This window comes from Brevibacillus sp. DP1.3A, from assembly GCF_013284245.2.
Classification (GTDB): Bacteria; Bacillota; Bacilli; order Brevibacillales; family Brevibacillaceae; genus Brevibacillus.
This window is the reverse complement of the sequence record NZ_CP085876.1, coordinates 5,982,615-6,001,235: the sequence shown is the minus strand read 5'-3', so window position 1 is coordinate 6,001,235 and position 18,621 is coordinate 5,982,615. Positions and strand designations below refer to the sequence as shown.

21 protein-coding genes are annotated in these 18,621 nt (G+C 47.0%); 11 read left to right on the top strand and 10 right to left on the bottom strand.

The annotated features are described in order from the left end of the window. Positions 1 to 11: 11 nt before the first annotated feature. The 10 genes from HP399_RS27715 to HP399_RS27670 all read right to left on the bottom strand — a co-directional run bounded on the left by HP399_RS27715 (position 12) and on the right by HP399_RS27670 (position 11,593). Entirely contained in the window at positions 12 to 431 is a 420-nt protein-coding gene (locus HP399_RS27715) for a hypothetical protein (protein WP_173618337.1), read from the bottom strand. A gap of 6 nt (positions 432 to 437) precedes the next feature. Beyond that, positions 438 to 857: a hypothetical protein gene (locus tag HP399_RS27710; RefSeq protein ID WP_173618336.1), complete on the bottom strand. Its 420-nt coding sequence runs from the start codon at positions 855 to 857 to the stop codon at positions 438 to 440. Next, positions 857 to 3,892 carry a M23 family metallopeptidase gene (locus HP399_RS27705; protein ID WP_173618335.1) on the bottom strand — a complete coding sequence of 1,012 codons (3,036 nt, stop codon included), beginning with the start codon at positions 3,890 to 3,892 and terminating at the stop codon, positions 857 to 859. The genes HP399_RS27710 and HP399_RS27705 overlap by 1 nt, the downstream gene beginning before the upstream one ends. An 11-nt stretch (positions 3,893 to 3,903) precedes the next feature. Beyond that, positions 3,904 to 5,319, bottom strand: coding sequence for a hypothetical protein (locus HP399_RS27700; RefSeq protein ID WP_173618334.1), 1,416 nt, complete (start codon positions 5,317 to 5,319; stop codon positions 3,904 to 3,906). Between the two features lie 48 nt (positions 5,320 to 5,367). Further along, on the bottom strand, positions 5,368 to 5,979 hold the full coding sequence (locus HP399_RS27695; RefSeq protein WP_173618333.1) for an S-layer homology domain-containing protein: 612 nt from the start codon (positions 5,977 to 5,979) through the stop codon (positions 5,368 to 5,370). Between the two features lie 12 nt (positions 5,980 to 5,991). After that, entirely contained in the window at positions 5,992 to 9,243 is a 3,252-nt protein-coding gene (locus HP399_RS27690; protein ID WP_173618332.1) for a hypothetical protein, read from the bottom strand. Between the two features lie 59 nt (positions 9,244 to 9,302). Beyond that, positions 9,303 to 9,596 (bottom strand): hypothetical protein, encoded by a 294-nt coding sequence (locus HP399_RS27685; protein ID WP_007717432.1) that lies wholly within the window; start codon positions 9,594 to 9,596, stop codon positions 9,303 to 9,305. Positions 9,597 to 9,631: 35 nt separating this feature from the next. Further along, positions 9,632 to 10,036: a hypothetical protein gene (locus HP399_RS27680; RefSeq protein ID WP_087342237.1), complete on the bottom strand. Its 405-nt coding sequence runs from the start codon at positions 10,034 to 10,036 to the stop codon at positions 9,632 to 9,634. A gap of 168 nt (positions 10,037 to 10,204) precedes the next feature. After that, positions 10,205 to 11,056, bottom strand: a complete 852-nt coding sequence (locus HP399_RS27675; protein ID WP_173618331.1) for a hypothetical protein — start codon at positions 11,054 to 11,056, stop codon at positions 10,205 to 10,207. Positions 11,057 to 11,161: 105 nt separating this feature from the next. Continuing rightward, positions 11,162 to 11,593 (bottom strand): hypothetical protein, encoded by a 432-nt coding sequence (locus HP399_RS27670; RefSeq protein WP_173618330.1) that lies wholly within the window; start codon positions 11,591 to 11,593, stop codon positions 11,162 to 11,164. Positions 11,594 to 11,727: 134 nt separating this feature from the next. Here HP399_RS27670 and HP399_RS27665 point away from each other — a divergent pair, with 134 nt between their 5' ends. From HP399_RS27665 to HP399_RS27615, 11 genes are all read left to right on the top strand, one after another. Then, positions 11,728 to 11,982, top strand: a complete 255-nt coding sequence (locus tag HP399_RS27665; protein WP_173618329.1) for a hypothetical protein — start codon at positions 11,728 to 11,730, stop codon at positions 11,980 to 11,982. A 90-nt stretch (positions 11,983 to 12,072) separates the two neighbouring features. Next, the gene (locus tag HP399_RS27660) at positions 12,073 to 12,333 is read left to right on the top strand and encodes a hypothetical protein (RefSeq protein ID WP_173618328.1); all 261 of its coding nucleotides are present in this window, start codon (positions 12,073 to 12,075) and stop codon (positions 12,331 to 12,333) included. Between the two features lie 93 nt (positions 12,334 to 12,426). After that, the gene (locus HP399_RS27655; protein WP_017249762.1) at positions 12,427 to 12,594 is read left to right on the top strand and encodes a hypothetical protein; all 168 of its coding nucleotides are present in this window, start codon (positions 12,427 to 12,429) and stop codon (positions 12,592 to 12,594) included. Position 12,595: 1 nt separating this feature from the next. After that, positions 12,596 to 12,844: a hypothetical protein gene (locus HP399_RS27650; protein ID WP_173618327.1), complete on the top strand. Its 249-nt coding sequence runs from the start codon at positions 12,596 to 12,598 to the stop codon at positions 12,842 to 12,844. 67 nt (positions 12,845 to 12,911) lie between these two features. Beyond that, a complete protein-coding gene (locus HP399_RS27645; RefSeq protein ID WP_173618326.1) occupies positions 12,912 to 13,466 on the top strand; it encodes a sigma-70 family RNA polymerase sigma factor in 555 nt (184 codons plus the stop codon). Positions 13,467 to 13,503: 37 nt separating this feature from the next. Further along, entirely contained in the window at positions 13,504 to 13,923 is a 420-nt protein-coding gene (locus tag HP399_RS27640; protein WP_173618325.1) for a hypothetical protein, read from the top strand. A 4-nt stretch (positions 13,924 to 13,927) separates the two neighbouring features. Then, positions 13,928 to 14,503, top strand: a complete 576-nt coding sequence (locus HP399_RS27635; protein WP_173618324.1) for a dTMP kinase — start codon at positions 13,928 to 13,930, stop codon at positions 14,501 to 14,503. Next, positions 14,497 to 15,084 (top strand): lytic transglycosylase domain-containing protein, encoded by a 588-nt coding sequence (locus tag HP399_RS27630; RefSeq protein WP_173618323.1) that lies wholly within the window; start codon positions 14,497 to 14,499, stop codon positions 15,082 to 15,084. The genes HP399_RS27635 and HP399_RS27630 overlap by 7 nt, the downstream gene beginning before the upstream one ends. Positions 15,085 to 15,100: 16 nt before the next feature. Further along, entirely contained in the window at positions 15,101 to 15,907 is an 807-nt protein-coding gene (locus tag HP399_RS27625) for a sigma-70 family RNA polymerase sigma factor (RefSeq protein WP_173618322.1), read from the top strand. Between the two features lie 75 nt (positions 15,908 to 15,982). Continuing rightward, positions 15,983 to 16,957 carry an aldo/keto reductase gene (locus HP399_RS27620; RefSeq protein ID WP_173618321.1) on the top strand — a complete coding sequence of 325 codons (975 nt, stop codon included), beginning with the start codon at positions 15,983 to 15,985 and terminating at the stop codon, positions 16,955 to 16,957. 135 nt (positions 16,958 to 17,092) lie between these two features. Then, positions 17,093 to 18,592, top strand: coding sequence for a spore germination protein (locus HP399_RS27615; RefSeq protein WP_173618320.1), 1,500 nt, complete (start codon positions 17,093 to 17,095; stop codon positions 18,590 to 18,592). Positions 18,593 to 18,621 lie beyond the last annotated feature (29 nt).

Here is an 18,621-nt window from a genome sequence, read left to right as displayed (position 1 = left end):
ATACGCCTCCTTTACAGTTTCTTGCGTAAAAATTTCACATTGTACCAAACTTTCTTTTCCGTACCTGTAATGTTGTGGAAGTCAAAGCGGACCTGCGCATTTGGCTTCAACGGGTAGACGATCCCAAAGCTGTTTCCCATCGAGACGGACTCCGGGAGTTCTTTGGTATAAATCGTTTCACAGACCTTCACGCCATCCAGACTCAGCTCCCAGTAATCGCCGACACAGTAGTTATTGGTAGCAAACGCCACGGATAAAAATTCTGTCGGATAGGGAAGGGCATAGGTATCGGAAAAGACTTGCTTGGACGCGGTCACATCAAGCATGCGTCCGCGAATGAAGGGCTCAGTAAATTTGGAAAAGTGCGGGTAGGGGAGCTCTCGTATCTTGTCGATTACGCCCCCGCCCGAATAAACAACGGAGAAGCCCACTTGTACTCACCTCTCTTTCTCTATACGAAGGACATCGGTGCCAGTTAAGAGGCCCCTCGTATCATAGAGTAGACGGATCAGGTAAGATCCTACCGTTTTTCCGTCAGGTGCGTAGCCCGCAGCGGTAACCGAGGTCAAGCGCCAAAGAGAATAGTACTCCCAATCTGGATGGAGCTGATCGACTTCAAGCGGGAAGGTGGTAGTGTCTGTAGAGCCAAACGTGAGGGAAATGTCCAGCATGTAGCCAGACTCGTAAAACAGCTTGGCACCCGTGACCTTTTCGGGATCGAGGGGATGCTCCCGGACCAGACGTACAGAGGGTTCCTCTGCGAACGGGTCTGCCATGACTTTCGTGGTACGGTGGACTTCATCACGGATCAGATCGAGGATCGGGTAAATCAAATAATCATTCGCAATTCCGGCCATTACACAATCGCCCCCTCGTTGTTGCTCCAAAATAAATCGAGGATTTGCATATAGCCGTTCTGCGCATCAAACATCGTGCGGATTCCTTTGATGGTATACGCTTCGCGGGTGGTTGTATTGGAGTCGATAATGTAAATACGATCGAGGACATCTAGGGTAGGGTTACCGGGGATGGAAATTTGAAGCGTACGGCACAACCGTTTCAAATCAAAAAACGTTCGCTGGGCAGCCACCCTCTTCAGCTCGTCTGTTTTGGCATAAGGAACGGATCTAACGCCTGTACGTACCTCGCCCTTCAGCTCCATCAAAATCTCTGTGTCTACGAAATGACCGACCTTATTTTCTTCATCCAAAATGACAAGATGGCTTTTGCCACGTGAAAAATCGATGGTCTTATGAATCGTGATCAAATTGTCATGCTCGGTATAAGTAGCCACAATCGGCCGATTCATATCAATCTCTTCCAGGCGATACGTACCGTAGCGGTCACAATAGGAACGGAATGGCGTCTCTTTCATGATTTCCGCGATGGCTTCTCCGACTTTGTATTGATACGATTCGAATTTGCGTCCGGGCGGCTCAATAAAAGGATTTTTCCAACCTTTTGGGGTCAAAATGGATTCGGGATCGACTTCAACGAATTCGCCTTCTTTATCCGGTACAGCTTTGAAAACTTTGCCTGTCGCCTGCGTCACGTGGGTATAGCTCGTCTCTTGTACAATGGCATAGGGGTAGAAAATGTCTTGCGGATTGCTGCGCCAGCCATACATTCCTGCATGGGCGATCAAGTCCTGGACGATAGCTGATTTGAGATAGGCCGCTTTCGCAGCAGGCTCTGTCGGAACAGCTGGGGCACCCTCCCACTCTTGAATCGAATCAAACTCCGTGCTTGAGCGGAATTTTTGGTAGATTTGCCACACGCTGTTATACCAGTTCGTATCGCTCGCCCATTGATAAGCGCCCTTGTCGCCTCCTTGCCAAAAATATTTAACGTCGTCGACAGACTGGAAGCGCCACCCTTTGCTCGCCATAGCTTCCCGATAGCGAACGGCTCCACGATAGAGCTGTCGTTCGAGCCCTTGGTATTGCGGGTCACATTTTTCTCCGGTATAGCATCCATACCCGAGAATGAAGTCTCCTGGAGGAAGCCCTTTCCCCAGCGTCCCCATTTTGGTTTCGTGCTCCGCAATGGCTAGCAGAAATTTATAATCGAGCTCTGGGCCCTGCTGCTTGGCTTGCTTTTTGGCTATCGAGATGATTTTGTCCCGACGAGACATCGAGGAAAAAACGTTGGTATCATGTGCGGCAGAATGCCCGACGTCTGGAGGATACTGCTTGTCTTCGGTAATGACCTTGTTCAAAATTTTCTTGTACATATCGCGGCAGTAAATGGTCATGGTCGATTCCTCGCCATTCAAATCGAGCTTGTCGATCAGACCAGTAAACACACGCATCAAATTCAGACCATAACCCATGTAGATCCGGACAGGAGTATTTTCGGAGAGAACACCAACATGGAATCCATTCACAAAATAAGACCAAGGCGTTTCCTTGTAGGTTTCCGGAAAGTAAAACGGATTATAGTCCGGGCTGTAGTAGCCGCCAGGGTTCGAGATTGTGATGCGTGCCTCACATGAATCCATTTCATATTGGTCGTCCATTTCGATGTGGTTAATATTGTCGAGGGTAAGGGTGTCCATATAAACGAACTTTCCGACCTGGAGCGATACTTTTCGCGGCTGACCAGGCATGAAGGTGCTCGTAATTTCCCGTTCCTCAAAAAACTCCTGCTGTACCGTCGGATCGACTTTGTCTTTGTTTCCGTACAGATCGGGTCGCCCTTGCAATTCCTTGATCTGAATGTACTGGAGGGAAAAGCGATTGACTTGTTTTCCATTCCAAAACAGCTCGATACGGATTTCCATTTCGCCATTGGGAAAGGGGATATCACGAATCTCTACGTTTTCTGTCCCAGAGAATTTGTTGACCTTGATTTGCATTTTTCCATTGAAAAAAACGCGCAGCTCGCCGGTACCTTCACCGAAGTTGGTGGAGAACCCCATGCTAAAAATGCCGGGGTGAACGGAGGTCAGCTTGAGATTCATACCTGTCGTAACGGTAGGGGATGGGAAGACGGTCTTGTACCCTTTGGGGTCAAAGGTAAAGGTGAGGTTGCTATGCTCCGTTGTGCTTCTCTCGATCATGGATAGCTTTTTGGTCAGCTCGTCTACTTTGTAGACAGATTTTGTGTGCCACGTATTATTGGTAAACCGTTCGTCAAAAAGAGTTGCTCCTGGCGTTCCAACATAGGTGGCATCGGTAGTGACTCCTGCGCCGTTATTGGAAGAGGCAGCGAACAGATGCTTCGAGCCATTCATATAAGGAAACGGATCGATGACGGCATCTCCATTCCAGACTTCAAAGTGCAGATGAGCTCCTCTTCCTTTGGAGCGGGGGGAATTGGGATCGTCATAGGTGCCCATGTTCGTAACGCCGGCAGAGCGGACGTCTCCTGTATTGCCGCTTTTTCCAATAATAGTGCCTTGCGTGACATAATCCCCTGTTTTGACGTGGATTTCGCTCATATGGGCGTAACGGGTCCACATGCCATCCGCATGCTGAATTTCTACGCGAAAGCCAAAGCTCGTATATTTTTCAGATACGGTCACTTTTTTTACTTTGCCAGCCCAGGTAGCTTTGATAGGCGTACCGACCGGACAAGCGATATCGATTCCTCGGTGGTTGCGATTGTCGCCCATATAGGCGGTAATATCTCGGATGCTTTTGCCTTCCACCGGAAAGACAAAAGAAATCTTGGATGGAGCAGTGCCACCCTCTCCTGAGCCATCTTGAATGATGGTCCGGGTCAGCGTTTTCTCTTCCCGAGGATCACTCATAATGAAATCGAGTTCTTCGGTACGGCCTGGCACGAAGACGAGTCGATCGACCTCGACGCGGCAAGCGGGTTTTTTTAATTCTCCGAGTTTGAGTCTTTCGGAGAGAATTCTGCGCAGCTCATTGGACATCGATTGCATGAAAGCACCTCCTATTTAAACCGTTCCAGGGACCATTTTCGAAAGCGATTCAAAAAAGAGACGGCCTGTGCCCGGGTGAGTAGCGAGTAAGGCATGAACCATTTTTCTTTCTCTTCTGCGTTGGATGACGATACCTCGTACATATGGTTGACGACAGCCGCTCCATCGACGAAATTGTTGATCGCAATTCCTTCGATCAAGTAATCTCCGTTGCCAAACCGCTCGTCTTCCATAGAGAGGACGGATGGTGCCCACCATGAAGGCTTGCTGCCTGTCATTCCACCGTTTAATGCGATCTTTTCCCCGGTGTTGCTGTTGTACATATATTTCTCGCGCCCGACATCTTCAAAGCGGGTGCTTGTCTCTTTGACATAGAAGAAATGAACGTTTTTACCTGCCTCAAGAGACATGTTGAACAGTATCGTATGATCATCAAATTCTTGATAGTCGGAACTGCTCACCACTTTTCCATCCACTTTGACGGCAAGCAGCTTTTTACCCGCGGGATAGGTACCGTTCAGACGAAAAACACGTTGCCCATCGTATGCCGTATGGGATTCATCCAACCGCTGTGTAGGAGGTTGTGAATCTGTAAAGCGTTGGTAAAAAGAGCGCCGAAGCCGGTCAATAAGCAGAAAAGCCTCTGCCCGATTGATGTAGGCGTTGGGAAAGAAGCGGTCGTTTCTCCATACGCCAGGGCTTTTCACCGAAAAATATCCGCCTCGCATAAACAGAGCGCCGTTTTCGTAGCTGTTGTAGATGAAACGCAACTGAACGCCGTTTAGATTGTAGGGAAGATAAATCGTGGCTCCGGGAGCAGGACTAACCATGTAGACGTCTTGCTTGAGTCCGATATATTTTTTGGCGAGGTCTTGGGCAGGTGTCGATTTCCATTCTTCTTCAGGCACATCAATCCGCTTCAAGGAGCGACCATATGCGTACAAATACTCATTGAATTGGCGACTGAATGGATTGTAGAAATACGTGTCTCCGTTATCGAGGCGTTTGTTCGGGTAAGCAAAGGAAGAGGAATTGGGGGGAATCGGTTTGCCAAAACGGTCCAAGGCAGGCTTGCCGAAGCTGGAAAAGGCAACAACTGAATTGGCAGAAGGGGCGTAATACAGCTCGATATCTGTTTTGTTCGGGTCTGTTTGATTCGGCCGAAGTTCTTTGCAAAGGGTTTGCGTGCCGTCAATATAGACAAAGACGGGGTTATCTGCACTCGGTGTCAATTTGGCAGTGAGTGTAAATACCTTTTGCCCAGTGGAGCCTTTTTGTTCCTCATATAAGTAAGGGGCATTGCTTTCAAAGGAGCCGTAAGCGATTCCTTGAATGAACGGTTCTCCGTCGGCCATCAAATAATTGCTTGCCTCCATTACTTCGTTAAAAAACCAGTCTTTTTCATTCACATCAGCCCAGCTGATCATTTTCATCACCTCCTATATAGAGTAGACAGAAACCCGGAACAGCCTCAGCTATTCCCGAATCATCCGTTCTACCAGTCGCCTTGTCCGATTCAAAAAAGCAATAAATTCGGCGCGTGTCACAAAATCATTGGGGCGGAAGTAAATGATGGGCTTTCCGTCACGGGTAATGACCGTGATCAGCCCAAGATTGGCCATTTCCTCGATGTTTTTCTGCGCCCAATGCCCTTCAATATCTTGAAACTGGAAACGTGATTCGCGTTCGATCGAGTCTTTTTTGATGAGGATCAATTCGACAGTTACGCTGTAGCGCCGTCCTGCCTCAAGCACATGAGGAGTGATGGATTCTGCGCTGCCGAGGAAAATGCTTCCCTTTTCGTCGTAAAACTTGTGGGTCCAGCCTGCGTAGCTCAGGTAATGGTTGTACGATTCCTTGTCTGGAAAAAGTAAGGTCAATGAACATTGGTAGCTGCTAAAACCGGAGTGGTGGATGTGTGAGGGAGCGTTGATGATTTTAATTTCGCGCAAGGAAGGCTGGGGACTTGGCGGAGCATATGGCTCGATGAGACGGGCGGTTACTTCCATGAACTCGAAGCCTGTATCGACGAACAGCTTTTTTTTGTAGCGCTGATTAGCAGTGCCAAAGGCGTATTGTTGGGTCATCTTTGTACCTCCTTACAATCTCGTGTAGCTCGTGGCGATGCCGGAGCGGACTTGTTGGCTTAATTCAGTGGAAAGGCTTGCTTGTGTATTGCGAACGGCTTCGCTGACGGTTGAGCCGATGCGTTGGAGGTCAGCTTCTGCTCCACTCATTTTGTCGATGGTAATGTTCACATTGCTGCCACCGCCATAGGTAAGGTCGTAGGTGTTATGTGTTGCATTTGCGGTTTGCATGCCCCAGTAGGTAAGCGGCTGCAAGCCGTCGGGCATGTTGAAGGTTCCTTTGGTGGGCTGCTTGGACATATGCAGGGATACGAGATTGTCGTACTTGGCTTTTTCGAGACCTTTTTTAAAGTTCTCGATGTCTTTCTTGAATGTCTCATTCATTTGGTTCCCGGACAAAAGGCGATCCAATTCAGAACTCGTCGCTTCGAAAGTCTCATTGATACTGCGTAAATATTCTTCATCAAGCTTCTTTACTACTTCAGAATTTGCGCTGTGGCCTGCCAAGATTGCTTTGTTTCTGTCGATCGAATATTGAAGTTCTTTACTTTCCAGCTCAGAGCTCAGCTTGTCCTTCACGGAATTAATTTTTGTGCCGGAGGTATGGTTGTTTTTATCGAGGTTATTTTGTGCGATAGAAGCCTTTATATCAGCGATTACTGAGTCTACTACGTCAGAGGCATCTGAACCCTTAGGAATTTTAGCGAATACCTCTTCGAAAAAGGCTAAGTGTTCATTCCGTTTCGTATTAATACCACTGTAGTAATCATCATAAGCTTTCAGCATTTCTGGAGAATCTTCGGATTTACCTTGATTTTTAAGAGTAGCCTGCGTTCTCTCTAATTCGGATCTTAACTTGCCTTCCTCTAGAGAGAGGCTTTCCAGGTGATGACCAACCACTTCTTTGCCAAGGTCGAGTGTTTTGACCTCTTCCCATGAAGTAATTGGGGTATTGTCCAGCTTGGAGCCGCTGTCATCGATATCAATAAGCATTGAGTTCTTGTCTTTTTCTTCTTTGTTTTTGTACGCAGCTTTATATTTATCGAATTCGAGTTGAGATTCCTTGCTGTCTAGCTGGAGGGTATTAGTTAACTCTTCTTTGAGGTCTTTGCCATCATATTTGTAAGCAGCTACGAAAGAGTTAATGTAATCGCTCCATGAAGGAGCAGTGCCACCCATGAAGTTGATCAAACCATCTCCAAGACCTGTAAGAAATGTCGATGCAAAAAAAGCATGCTTTAAACCAGGAGGCATCTTGTCAATACTCACGAATTCATTCACGAGGTCCTTTTGATTTTCCAACACTTTGCTTTGTCGCTGGGAATCGGACATAAACATAGGTTGCAGCCAATCTGTGTTTAGACTATCCACAAAATTTAGCGCTGTGATGCCAACGCCTACGAGACCAAAACCTTTTAAAAATTTCCCGGCGTTTTTTAATCCTTTTCGCCATAGTGGTACTCTCTGGGCTGTATCATCGGGAGGCGTTGAATCTCTGTTTGCTCTCTCTCTCGTTGGGATATCCGGTGTGGAGCTTGACTCATCCGTATCGTCCGCCGTTTCGTCCGACTTTTTCTTGTCCTCCTTCTTTTTTCCTTTCAAGAACTTTTCTCGTATCTTCGTCTTGAGATCACCCGAGAACTCCTCAAAAGCGAGAGCAGCAACAGGGGCGAGTTTGCTTGCGGCAGAGGATGAACTGCTTGCGGCTGGAGCTGAGGAAGTAGCCTGAGGACCCGCTGCGGCACTCGGAGGTTTGGGTACAGCCGTGGACAGTGCTTGTGTCAATTCCTTCAAGGCTTCCCGTGTTTTCTGGAGCTGTTTTTCCTGCTGTTTTAAGTCACTGGTCATGTTCTTGATTTGCTCATCAGTAGCAACGGACGTATCAGAGAGAGCACGCAGTCTCTCGTCCAGCGAGGAGACGGCAGGAATCAAGGTGGTAATCGTGTTTTGCAAACCACCGAATGCCCGCTGGGTCAAATGAATTCGGCTGGCGAGCAAATGTGCTTGACGTTCTACGTCGCGCATCTTCAACCGGAGCAGATGCAACTGTTTCAGCAGCTTTTTCTCTTCTGCAATCAGTGCTTTTAGCAATCTGTCATTGTACGGATACAGCTCTTGTACCTTTTTCTGTTCCAACCTGTTGCGGACTAATCGAGTACGGGCAGCTTGATAGGAAGAGAGATTTTGCAATTGCCAGGACTGGATTTCCATCGCTTCTTGTGTAAAGGGAGAAGAGGATTGACCAAGCAGTGCGGTAACACGCTCTTGTCTTCGCTGCTCACTTCCTTCATGAAGATTGCGCCGAGCTTTGACGTAGGCAGCTTTTCCTCCGTATTGATCCGCAGCATTTTTCAACAGGCGCACAGCGAGCGATAATTGGCTCTGGCTTTCTCGCATGCGCTGAAGCAGGTGGACCAAAAGCGTGGAAAAGCTACCGGGCTGATTTTTAAAAAGATCGAATGCTTCAAGGGAGGCTGCCTGCCAGATGGTTTGCAGCTGGTTTTGGGGAGCAAGAGAGGCATCTGGTAACAAAGCTGCTCTCTCCCGAATATCGGCTACAGTTCCATGCGGGTCATTTGATTGGCGAGAAGACGTATAGTAGGCTCTGGTTACTTCTTCAAGGCTGACAGCATGTGTTAGCGCGATATCCCGCAGGTCTTGTTTGACTCCTGTTCGCAAGTATTCACGCAAACCAAGTGCTTCTTCTTCCACTTGTTTTTGATCCGGCGTTCGTCCTGAAACGCGTGCTTGAGCCAAATCCATCATGTTTGTGTCTTTGAACAAAAAATTACGTTCTGCCTTTTTTAACAGGCGGTTTAAAGATTTCGCTGACTCCCAATTTTCGATATCCATCGAGGTGATCAGCGTGTGAAGGCCGCTGCTCATCATGTTTTGTAACACATCTACCGCAGCATCTTCCCATGCTTGTGGATGGATGGTGCTTCTTGTGTCGTAGGCCTTTTCCGTTCTTTTAACGGGAGCATTGGGAAAAGTCGCAAAGCGGAACGGAGAAATGGCTTCTCCTGTACTTATGGACAACTCGGAAGCATGGGAAACAGGCCGAGAGACATACTTACGGGAAAAACTGAGCGGCTTCGTCTCAATGTCGCGTATCATCTGGCGCAATTCATACAGCTGTTGTTGCATTGCTTGAAAAAATGGGGCAGCTTGCTGGGCACGAAATGGGGATGCCGACTGTTCTACAGAACTCCGTGCAGCACTCGTTATAGAGCGGAGGGCATCGGTCAAACGTTGAGTTTCCATGAATATCACCTTCCTCAAAAGAAAAATCCCGTTCTGGTCTTAGAATAGACAGAAACGGGTTATAGACCACCTAACACTTTGCCAAGTACGGCAATATCGTCTTCGGAAATTTCCTGATAGTCTTGCGAGCTAGATGCATGGGGAGAGCTGTCAACAGAATTCGTTCCTTTTCTTCTCAAGAAAGGAAAACCCATGCGTGTCTCTACCTCAAATTGAATGTATTTGTTCACTCTCTTCATTAACTCTGCTACTTGGGGAAGGGTGTACTCCCAAATATCCCATTTCTTCAAACCACAGTCTTTATGGAGATGAAAAAATAGATCGCCCCAATCAAGTGGCTCACCAGATTCCATATCGCGAATCGCGGAACTGTCACCCTCGCCACTCTCTACTTTTTTAAGCCGTTTAGACCAATGAGAATGTTAATAAGCTTTTTGGCCGTCTCCAAATCACAATGTTCATCCAAGTACTCGCGAGTGACTGTAGGGTAGTTGCGAAAGCCCAAAAGCAGGATATCGAATAAATCTTCTTCCTTGTTTTCGTAGGGGAGAAAATTAAGGATAATCGCGTCGATATGGACGGTTCCTAGCTTTTTCATCAGAATGCGGGCGTCTTTTAAGGTCACAGGCGGAATCCGGTAGGTTTTGCCGTCACGCAGCATGATTTCACTGTCATCTTCAAAGAAAATAGCTTCTACCAGATCAGCCTCCTGCTGTTTTTTGATACGCTCTACAGCTTCCTGGTTCATCATCTCTGCGTGTTTTTTTTCCAGATCTTCTTGGTGGTTTAGCATGGAAAAATCCCTCCTTGTACAATCCGAGAAATCATCAGTAAAATTTATCCACTTGCTGAATGTGATTTCGTTCGCTATGATTCGTTGTAAGTTATTCCCTTTTTAAAAGAGCAAGGCAAGAGCGAAGAGCATGATGCTCTCCACTCAGCTTGCTTAACCTCGAAAGATTTACACTTTTTTGTTAGATACGAAGCGTTTCACACTGCCTAGCTTGCCATCTGCTCGCTCTGGATCAATAACGGACAAGGAAATAGCGGAAGTGCTGGCTGTAGAGCGTGCCGCATCAATCGAGAAGCTGCCTTTTGCCATGCAGGAGAACAGCTCTGTTTCAATGCCTGCATAGGTTCCGTCCTTTTGCAGGAAGGAGCCGTGATGGACGACATGAACCGGGAATGGTACTTCATCCATCAAAATGTCGACCACATCTACGGTTTCGATTCGCTGATAGTTGAAGGCCACATCTTCATTGAGCAGGGCAGGAGAGAAGATCAAACGAGTTTTGATATCGCTGCCGTCATTGAAAGTATCCACCATGAACTCATCAGCTTGTGGTGCAGCAGACGTGCTCAACTTCACTTGTTTCAAAAGGCGATTGCTATTTTTTAGACGAACAGCAAATCCGCCACCGTTGAAGAGCTTTTCGCCAAACTCGACTTCACACACACCAGCGTCGCCAGTGGATGCTGTGCGATTCAGGCTGCCAGCAGTGACTGCTTTTTGCTCACCCAGCACATACACATAGTCGCTCTTTTGCTCTTGCAGCTTGGAGCCCATCATCAGCTCGAGAGCCGCCAAATCAAATTTGGCATCCGTAGCGGTAATCTCAATGCTTTTCGATTTGACGAGAGTGTCAATGGCGAAGAGTCCATCGCCGCCAAAGATATCCTCCATTTCAACATTCATGTCAATTTTCAGGTCCTGCATATTACCAAGCGTAATGACTTCGACGCCATTTCCATCCTTGGAAGCGCGTTTGGCAAGAAATTGACCGACACCTTTGATAATCATTTTTTTAGACAATGAAAGTCACTCCTTCTAGATAGGGGATTTGGTTGCTGTTGCTGAATCGTGTTGGAAAGGGAATCGCGATCAGCTTGTCATAGGATAGACGGGGTTTTGAAATGTCTAACAAACTTGCAAAGTAAACTTCGTGATCAGTGTGAAGCAGTATGCAGAGGAATGGCCAGTATCGGATTCCTGCTGCGAGACAACATACGTGTCCAAACCTTCTATTCCACTCATCGATAAACTTTGGTCGTCTAAGAGATGGAAAAGACGGCTCGCGATTTGATGCGCCAGCTCAACATCACCAGGCGTGATCACTTCTAATCGGAAGAAGCTGGTGAGAAGGAGGGGATTATCGGTATCGCGCTTTCCGGAAGTTGCGTAGAAGGAAAGGAGAGGCTTCGCAACATCAGATAGCTCGGCGAGCTTTCTTCGCTTGATAATCTGCCTGGTTAAGGAGTCCTTGTCATCTGGAGCAATTCCTAGTAATGCGAGCACCTGACTATCCGTAGAAAGTAATTCATAGAGATGATGATAGAGGTCGACAACCATGAATGATTCACCCCCTTTTGCTGAGAATTTTTGGAACAAAATAGGCTCCTTCTACGTTCATAGGTTAGACAGATGGGGAAGATGTCTCCCTTGGAATACATATTCGGTTGTAAAAAAGCCAGGAGGTCAAAACATTGCGAAGTGAAATGATACAAATCATCATTCAACAGACTAAGGAAAAAGTCTCTGCGAAGGCTCTCGAAGATCATGAAGCCGTGGTCGGGATTATGGCGATGGCCAAGAACTACAAGCTGAGTGAAGAAAGTGTGCGTACAATTATTCATGAGGTTTTTGATGGAGATAAGGAGCGAATGGCAAAGGCATTGACAGTAGCCAGCCATTTGATTGATGAAAGTTTGATTCAAAAAATCATCTCAGATGTAAAGTAAGCCCCACAGCGGGCTTTTTCTTTTTATGGGAGAAAACTCATTCGAAACTGTCTATTCTATCTCAAACGAATAAGAATTGAGGGGATAGGAATGAGAGATTCCAAAAAAACCGTATTGTATGTCGTAATTATTGCTGCATTAGCTGAATTTCTACTAGGAGAGGATATCGATCGCGAAGGCAGGGAAGAGCTCAGTGACGCGCTTGGCATGGTGGGAATGGACCTGAACGAGGTTTTCACAGAAAATGATTCCTTGTTGCTTGGATTTCAAAAAGTTTGTCAGGAATTTGGGAAGATGAATATAACAGAGGAAATGATAGAGGAATTATACGTAGAGGACCAGCTGGAATAAACGGCTGGTTTTTTTTTTATTTTCAAAATCCGCTTAATTCACCTCAAATCACTTCGTATAGATTCGACAAGAGGCAAAAGGAGGGGAGAAACCATGTTATATCAGATTAGTTTTTCGGCAGATGGAGAGCAGGTGCAGGTCATGAAATATACGTCGACCCAAGACACCCCGATAGCCGTTTTGGAAGAGTTCTTTCGCGAGCATGTTCAAGTAAATCCTGAATCCCTAAAAGGAATCGGGATCGTTAGGATCGGTGGGTAGCATGGCCTGTCAGGGATGTGATTATGAAGATGCCTGCCAAAAGAAAATGACAGTCAATGACATCGTGATGTCAGCAAAGGAACAGGATGTCGTGCCCATGACCTGTCGTTGTGTGGTTCATGACATTTGCCGCGATTGCCAATGGTACATCAAGCGTCAGTGTGCTTCATGGAAGATTTTGAATGGAAAAGTATTCACGGCTGGTACCTTGCAAACTTGTCCGAAAAAAATTTTGAAAACTGGTTGCTAAAACCCTCCTCCAATTACCTAGTGTGATAGAGCCACTGTGAATAGGAGCATGAGGAGGGATGAAGTACATGACAGATCAACTTCACCAAATGGACGAGTTATTTTTCGCAGGGAAAGTCGATGATTTTTTGCAGAAGGCAAAAGAAAACTGTGAAGCCAAGCTGAGTGGAATGACGTTTGCTGGAATGACCCATGATGATGTCGTTCAGGAGGTTCTCTTAAAGGTGTATCGCACGATGAAGGATTACGACCAGGAAAAAGCTAGAGTGACTACCTTTGTCGATCATGTGATTACGAATAAAATTCGCGACTGCTTGCGGAAAGCCGGAACGCAAAAAAACCTGACAAACAGTAATGCAGTTCTTGTCTCTGGTGGAGATGAGAATGAAGAGGAAACGATGATCAGTCGTATTGCTGCTCCGAGTGAGGAGTTTCGATATGAGGAAGTTGAGATGATGATCGACATCATGGAGTATATGAAGCTGTCCACGCGAGACAAGCTAATTCTCCAAATGAGAAGCGAAGGCTATTACCATGAGGAAATTGGCCAGAGATTCAATATCAGCAAGGAAAGAGTGTGTCAAATCATCAAGGCGATTTTGAAGCAGTACGGTGAGCTGTAGACATACACAAATAATCGATGAAAAGGAATGATCCAGCATGGCAGTTTTGTTGAAAAAGATGAATGAGGAATTGACCGAGGAGCTCTCCCATCAGGTCATAGGAAAATATGTACACGTTCCGACCAATATGCATACAACACCTACAGCTGAAGGTGGAGAAGAAGAGGTAAATATTTGGTTCGGCGGTTGCGTAGCGGGCATTGAAAAAGCAGTCATTGCCTTCGATTACGAAAAGCAGGAGTTTCGTGAGGAGCCGTTGACCTACACAAACTTTTTACTGACCGACGGTATGGGATACACGGTGAACCGACTCCATTCCGAGATTTATGAGATTACAAAGGAAGAATTCGAGCAAATGCTAGCAGATCATCTGGCTACTCAGGCTGCTGAGCTTGAAGCAGAGAAAAAGCTTCGTGAAGCAGCAGAGGAAATCTCGACAAATGAGGAGACGATGTAGTGCCATGAGACAGCCCACGATTGTCGCTTTCGAAGGAATTGACGCCAATGCGAAGGAAGCCCAAGCGGCATTGCTGGAAGAAAATTTGAGATGCCTCGGATATAAAGTGCGGAGAGTATCGTTTCCACGTTTAGATACCCCAATCGGAGCGGTCATTGGCATGTGGCTTCGCTGCGAAATTGAGCTGGATGAGAAAGCAGTAGGAAAGCTTTTTGAAGCGGATTTTCTGGACTATCAGCGAGAAATGGCGAGGATTTCGAAGGAGAACGTCGATTTTATCATCATTGATCATTACGAACTGTCCAATTATTACTACTTCTATATAAAAGATACTCCTCTTTCCTGGTATGCCACCATGAGTGATTTGACGAAGCGACCCGATGCAACCTTTTTTCTGCGAACCGAAGTAGATGGGAATAATGCCATGCTGCTAAAGGTGCAGGAAGCCTATCTTTCCCTTGCCCACGCTTCACGCCGATCGGTACGTACACTGGATACAGCAATCGGGGTGGAGAGAATGCAGAAAAACATTCTGCAAGCAGTCCATCAGCTACATCTGAAAAAGCGAGTTACGTGCTAACGAAGCTAATCGGCATTGTTGCCGCAGTGTTCATTCCCGCAAATGCTGTTCTGCCAGCTGTAGAAAAGGGGCTGTCGGAAATTCATCCTGTGATGAAACTGGCCAGGGACACAGATAGGCAGTTGCATACAAAAAGGGAGCTTGCAAACGTAATCACACAGGTTGCACCGAGACTAGATATTGCTACAGTCGAGCTTTATACAGAAACAATTTTTGGATTATCCAAGCAATACGAAATAGACCCGGTATTGATCATGGCGATGATCTGGCAGGAAAGCCGTTTTCAGCACGACGCGATTTCTGGCAAGGGCGCTAGAGGATTATTACAAATCATGCCGCGCACAGGAAGCTGGCTGGGAGTTCACCCTGTTGACCTGTTTGATCCCGTGATCAATCTACAAACAGGTATCAAGTATTTGGATCTCTTGCAAAAGAAATATGGAAACCTTCGTTTAAGTATCATCGCCTATAACCAAGGCGAGGGAAATGTCGACCGAAATCGTTATCACGATGGCTACTATACAAAAGTCATGACCCATTACAAAAAAATGAACGGCTTATTAAGAGAATCAGAAAGATAGGCTGGGAGGAGGTATTATGAGTGAGCGTGCCATGTTCGTAAAACAGAGAGTTGGCAAAAATAAAGAACAATACTCCTTGTATAACATGGAGAATATTCGCCGCTGCAAGGAAGACAGTGAGTATCTTGGTGAAGTGATACTCGCAAATGAAGATCTCATTTGGCATTCTGTGCACAAATATATTGGCAAGCCAGAGACATTAGTGAGGCAATATTGCTTGGAAAAAGCGGATATCTTGCAATTGGGGAGAATGGGAATCATCAAGGCTATCAAAGCCTTTGATATAGCAAGAGGCGTGAAGTTTTCGTCCTTTGCAGTCATAACGATTGTGAGGGAGATCAACTGTTTTTTGCGAGATAGCGGAAATATTGTACGGCCGACTAGAACGGCAACAACGATTCTCCAACACATCAGTAAAATAGAAGCAGACCTGGGATATCTCCCTACCATAGAAGAATTGTCCGTACTGTTGGGGGAAAATGAGGAACAGGTCAAAAAAGCGCTGGATGTCGGGAGACCTGTGAAGTATTTACAGGAGCCATACTTGAAGGCATCCGCTTCGAGCAATGAAGCTGCCACCGCTATGGATGTCTTGAAGGACGATGGACGAGACGTGGAAGAGTACGTGCTGGACAAGCTATATGTTGCTGCTTTGCTTGCGCAACTGCAAAATCAAATCTCATCAAAAGAGTGGCAAGTCCTGCAACTACGGATGGCAGGCTACAATCAGACGCAAACAGCAGATTTTTTAAATGTATCCCAAATGTGTGTATCAAGAACCATGAAAAAAATTCAGAATATTTCGAAAAATAAACTTTCCTAATCTTATTTTTCAATCCCCACCCAAATAGGAGATAATGGAAGAGCACTCCTATTATGAAAAGAGGTCGATCACAATATGAAATACTACCGACTTGGTGGCAGTGGATTGAAGGTATCAGCATTGGGATTAGGCACGAACTCATTCGGAGGGCGTGCGGATGAACAAACGTCTGTAAACATCATTCATACCGCAATCGAAAATGGGATTACCTTTATTGATACGGCAAATATTTACACGCAAACAGAATCGGAGCGAATCATCGGGCTAGCGCTTTCAGGGAAGCGGCACGAAGTCGTTTTGGCGACGAAGGCTGGTTTGGTAAAAGGCGAAGGACCGAATCAGAGAGGCTCATCGCGTTACCACCTGATGCTGGAACTGGAGAACAGCTTGAAGCGTTTGCGTACCGATTATGTGGACTTATATCAAATTCATACGTTTGATCCAGAGACGCCTTTGGAAGAAACACTCCGCGCACTAGATGACATGGTTCGATCTGGGAAGGTGCGTTACATCGGGGCTTCCAACTATGCGGCTTGGGAATTGATGAAGGCAATTGGCATCAGTCAGCGGGAAGGGCTGAATCGTTACATATCGACGCAGGTCAGCTACTCGCTGGCAGATCGGACGCCGGAGCGTGAACTCGTACCGCTATGTCTGGATCAAGGAGTGGGCATCATTCCGTACTTCCCGCTTGCTGGCGGAATTTTGACAGGCAAATATACCTCCGCAGAACAGGCCCCGACTGGTTCGCGGGCGGATAAGGAGCCGCGTTTCGTGCGGTTACTAAGTGAAGACAAGCTGGAGTTTGGACGTAAAATCAGTCAGGTAGCGGCGGAGCTAGGTGTATCCTCCAGTGTGCTGTCCTTGGCTTGGCTCATGCACAAGCCGGCTGTCTCTTCGGTGATCGTGGGCGCGACCAGTGTAGAGCAGCTTACGGATAATTTGCAAAGTGCAGCTTTGACGTTGGATGAAGCGACCTTGGCAGAGCTGGATCGATTGAGTGACGCGTACCGAAACGGGGAACCATTTGCCGTCTATCGTTTGCCGTAACCATGGTGACAGTTGTCGATTAACATAAGCAGTCCCGAAGCCTCCTTGAATAGGGGGCTTTTTTGTGTTCAGCATAGACCCCAGAGCCATGAGGGATAGTAAACATATCCCGAACTGGAAAAAGAGTGATTTGACATGATCCATACAGAAAAACAAGCTGCACCCTTCCTTTACTCGTTGGACGAAAATCTGGAAAAGGTGAAGCAAGAGCTCGGCAACAGCACGGATCTTGTGACGCGCCAAGTGCGTTTGGAGGCTGTCAATCAGATGCAGGTGGGGATTTTATACACCGAGGGTCTGGTCGACAAAAATATGATTAGTGGCTTTATGGAGTCTCTCATGCTTCATGCCAATAAAAACGGCTTCCCCGTAGAAGCCGATCCGTTGATGTTGATGAAGGACTTCTTGCTCACGATCGGTGGAGTGGAAGAGGTCTATGACTTTGACCATTTGTATGATGCGATATTGACGGGGGATACCGTTATTTTGGTAGATGGGTATTCGTACGGCTTTATCGCAAATACGAAGCAGTGGGAAGATCGTGGTGTTCAGGAGACCTCCGTGCAAACGGTGGTTCGCGGTTCCAGAGAAGCGTTTTCGGAAAACCTCCGGACCAATACGGCTTTGGTGCGCCGGCGGATCAATAATCGCAATCTTTGGTTGGAGACCATGCAGATCGGGGACATGACAAAGACCAAAGTCGCTATGATGTATATAAAAGGAGTCGTGCAGGAAAGTGTAGTGACAGAAGTCCGAGAACGCTTGGGGCAAATCACGATTGACGGTATTTTGGAGAGCGGAAACATCGAAGAAATGATTCAGGATCATACTTTCACACCGTTTCCGACCATTTACAATACAGAGCGCCCCGACTCGGTGGCAGCTGGGCTGTTGGAAGGGCGCGTCGCCATTCTGGTGGACGGTACACCGATTGTTTTGTTGGTACCAGCTGTTTTTGTCCAATTCTTTCAGTCCTCTGAGGACTACTACATGCGTGCGGATTTTGGGATTCTGCGTATTTTGCGCCTTATCTCTTTCTTTATCGCTTTGCTCGCACCATCCCTTTATGTCGCTGTTACGACCTTTCATCAGGAAATGCTGCAGACGAACCTGATCATGAGCATTGCAGCCCAACGTGAAGGCGTGCCCTTCCCGGCAGCCGTCGAGGCGCTGTTGATGGAGTTTACCTTTGAAATGCTGCGAGAGGCGGGGGTACGTATGCCGAGGGCGGTGGGGTCAGCGATTTCCATCGTGGGAGCACTCGTGTTGGGGGAAGCTGCCGTGCAGGCAGGGCTTGTTTCACCTGCTACCGTCATCGTCGTTTCCATTACAGCGATCACCAGCTTTGTCTTCCCTTCCTTTTCTATGTCCATTCCGATCCGGCTATTGCGGTTCGGGGTGATCGCACTCGCCGCCAGCTTTGGTCTAATCGGCGTATTTGTGGGGATGATTGCTTTGTGCATTCACCTGTGCACCCTGCGTTCGTTTGGTGTCCCCTATATGGCTCCGCTTGCCCCTGTGAATCTGTCCGATCAAAAGGATACGCTGCTTCGGCTTCCAATCTGGATGATGCATACGCGTCCCCATTTTTTGCGCCAGAAAAACAGCGTCAGAGAACGAAAAAGTAAAATATAGCGGAAGTATCGTGCCGATGTGATGATAAA

Excerpts from the sequence above, each read along its gene's own strand:
- HP399_RS27710 (WP_173618336.1), bottom strand. The coding sequence starts at position 857 with ATGGCCGGAATTGCGAATGATTATTTGATTTACCCGATCCTCGATCTG.
- HP399_RS27705 (WP_173618335.1), bottom strand. The coding sequence starts at position 3,892 with ATGCAATCGATGTCCAATGAGCTGCGCAGAATTCTCTCCGAAAGACTC.
- HP399_RS27700 (WP_173618334.1), bottom strand. The coding sequence starts at position 5,319 with ATGATCAGCTGGGCTGATGTGAATGAAAAAGACTGGTTTTTTAACGAA.
- HP399_RS27695 (WP_173618333.1), bottom strand. The coding sequence starts at position 5,979 with ATGACCCAACAATACGCCTTTGGCACTGCTAATCAGCGCTACAAAAAA.
- HP399_RS27690 (WP_173618332.1), bottom strand. The coding sequence starts at position 9,243 with ATGGAAACTCAACGTTTGACCGATGCCCTCCGCTCTATAACGAGTGCT.
- HP399_RS27685 (WP_007717432.1), bottom strand. The coding sequence starts at position 9,596 with ATGGAATCTGGTGAGCCACTTGATTGGGGCGATCTATTTTTTCATCTC.
- HP399_RS27680 (WP_087342237.1), bottom strand. The coding sequence starts at position 10,036 with ATGCTAAACCACCAAGAAGATCTGGAAAAAAAACACGCAGAGATGATG.
- HP399_RS27670 (WP_173618330.1), bottom strand. The coding sequence starts at position 11,593 with ATGGTTGTCGACCTCTATCATCATCTCTATGAATTACTTTCTACGGAT.
- HP399_RS27660 (WP_173618328.1), top strand. The coding sequence starts at position 12,073 with ATGAGAGATTCCAAAAAAACCGTATTGTATGTCGTAATTATTGCTGCA.
- HP399_RS27655 (WP_017249762.1), top strand. The coding sequence starts at position 12,427 with ATGTTATATCAGATTAGTTTTTCGGCAGATGGAGAGCAGGTGCAGGTC.
- HP399_RS27650 (WP_173618327.1), top strand. The coding sequence starts at position 12,596 with ATGGCCTGTCAGGGATGTGATTATGAAGATGCCTGCCAAAAGAAAATG.
- HP399_RS27645 (WP_173618326.1), top strand. The coding sequence starts at position 12,912 with ATGACAGATCAACTTCACCAAATGGACGAGTTATTTTTCGCAGGGAAA.
- HP399_RS27640 (WP_173618325.1), top strand. The coding sequence starts at position 13,504 with ATGGCAGTTTTGTTGAAAAAGATGAATGAGGAATTGACCGAGGAGCTC.
- HP399_RS27635 (WP_173618324.1), top strand. The coding sequence starts at position 13,928 with ATGAGACAGCCCACGATTGTCGCTTTCGAAGGAATTGACGCCAATGCG.
- HP399_RS27625 (WP_173618322.1), top strand. The coding sequence starts at position 15,101 with ATGAGTGAGCGTGCCATGTTCGTAAAACAGAGAGTTGGCAAAAATAAA.
- HP399_RS27620 (WP_173618321.1), top strand. The coding sequence starts at position 15,983 with ATGAAATACTACCGACTTGGTGGCAGTGGATTGAAGGTATCAGCATTG.
- HP399_RS27615 (WP_173618320.1), top strand. The coding sequence starts at position 17,093 with ATGATCCATACAGAAAAACAAGCTGCACCCTTCCTTTACTCGTTGGAC.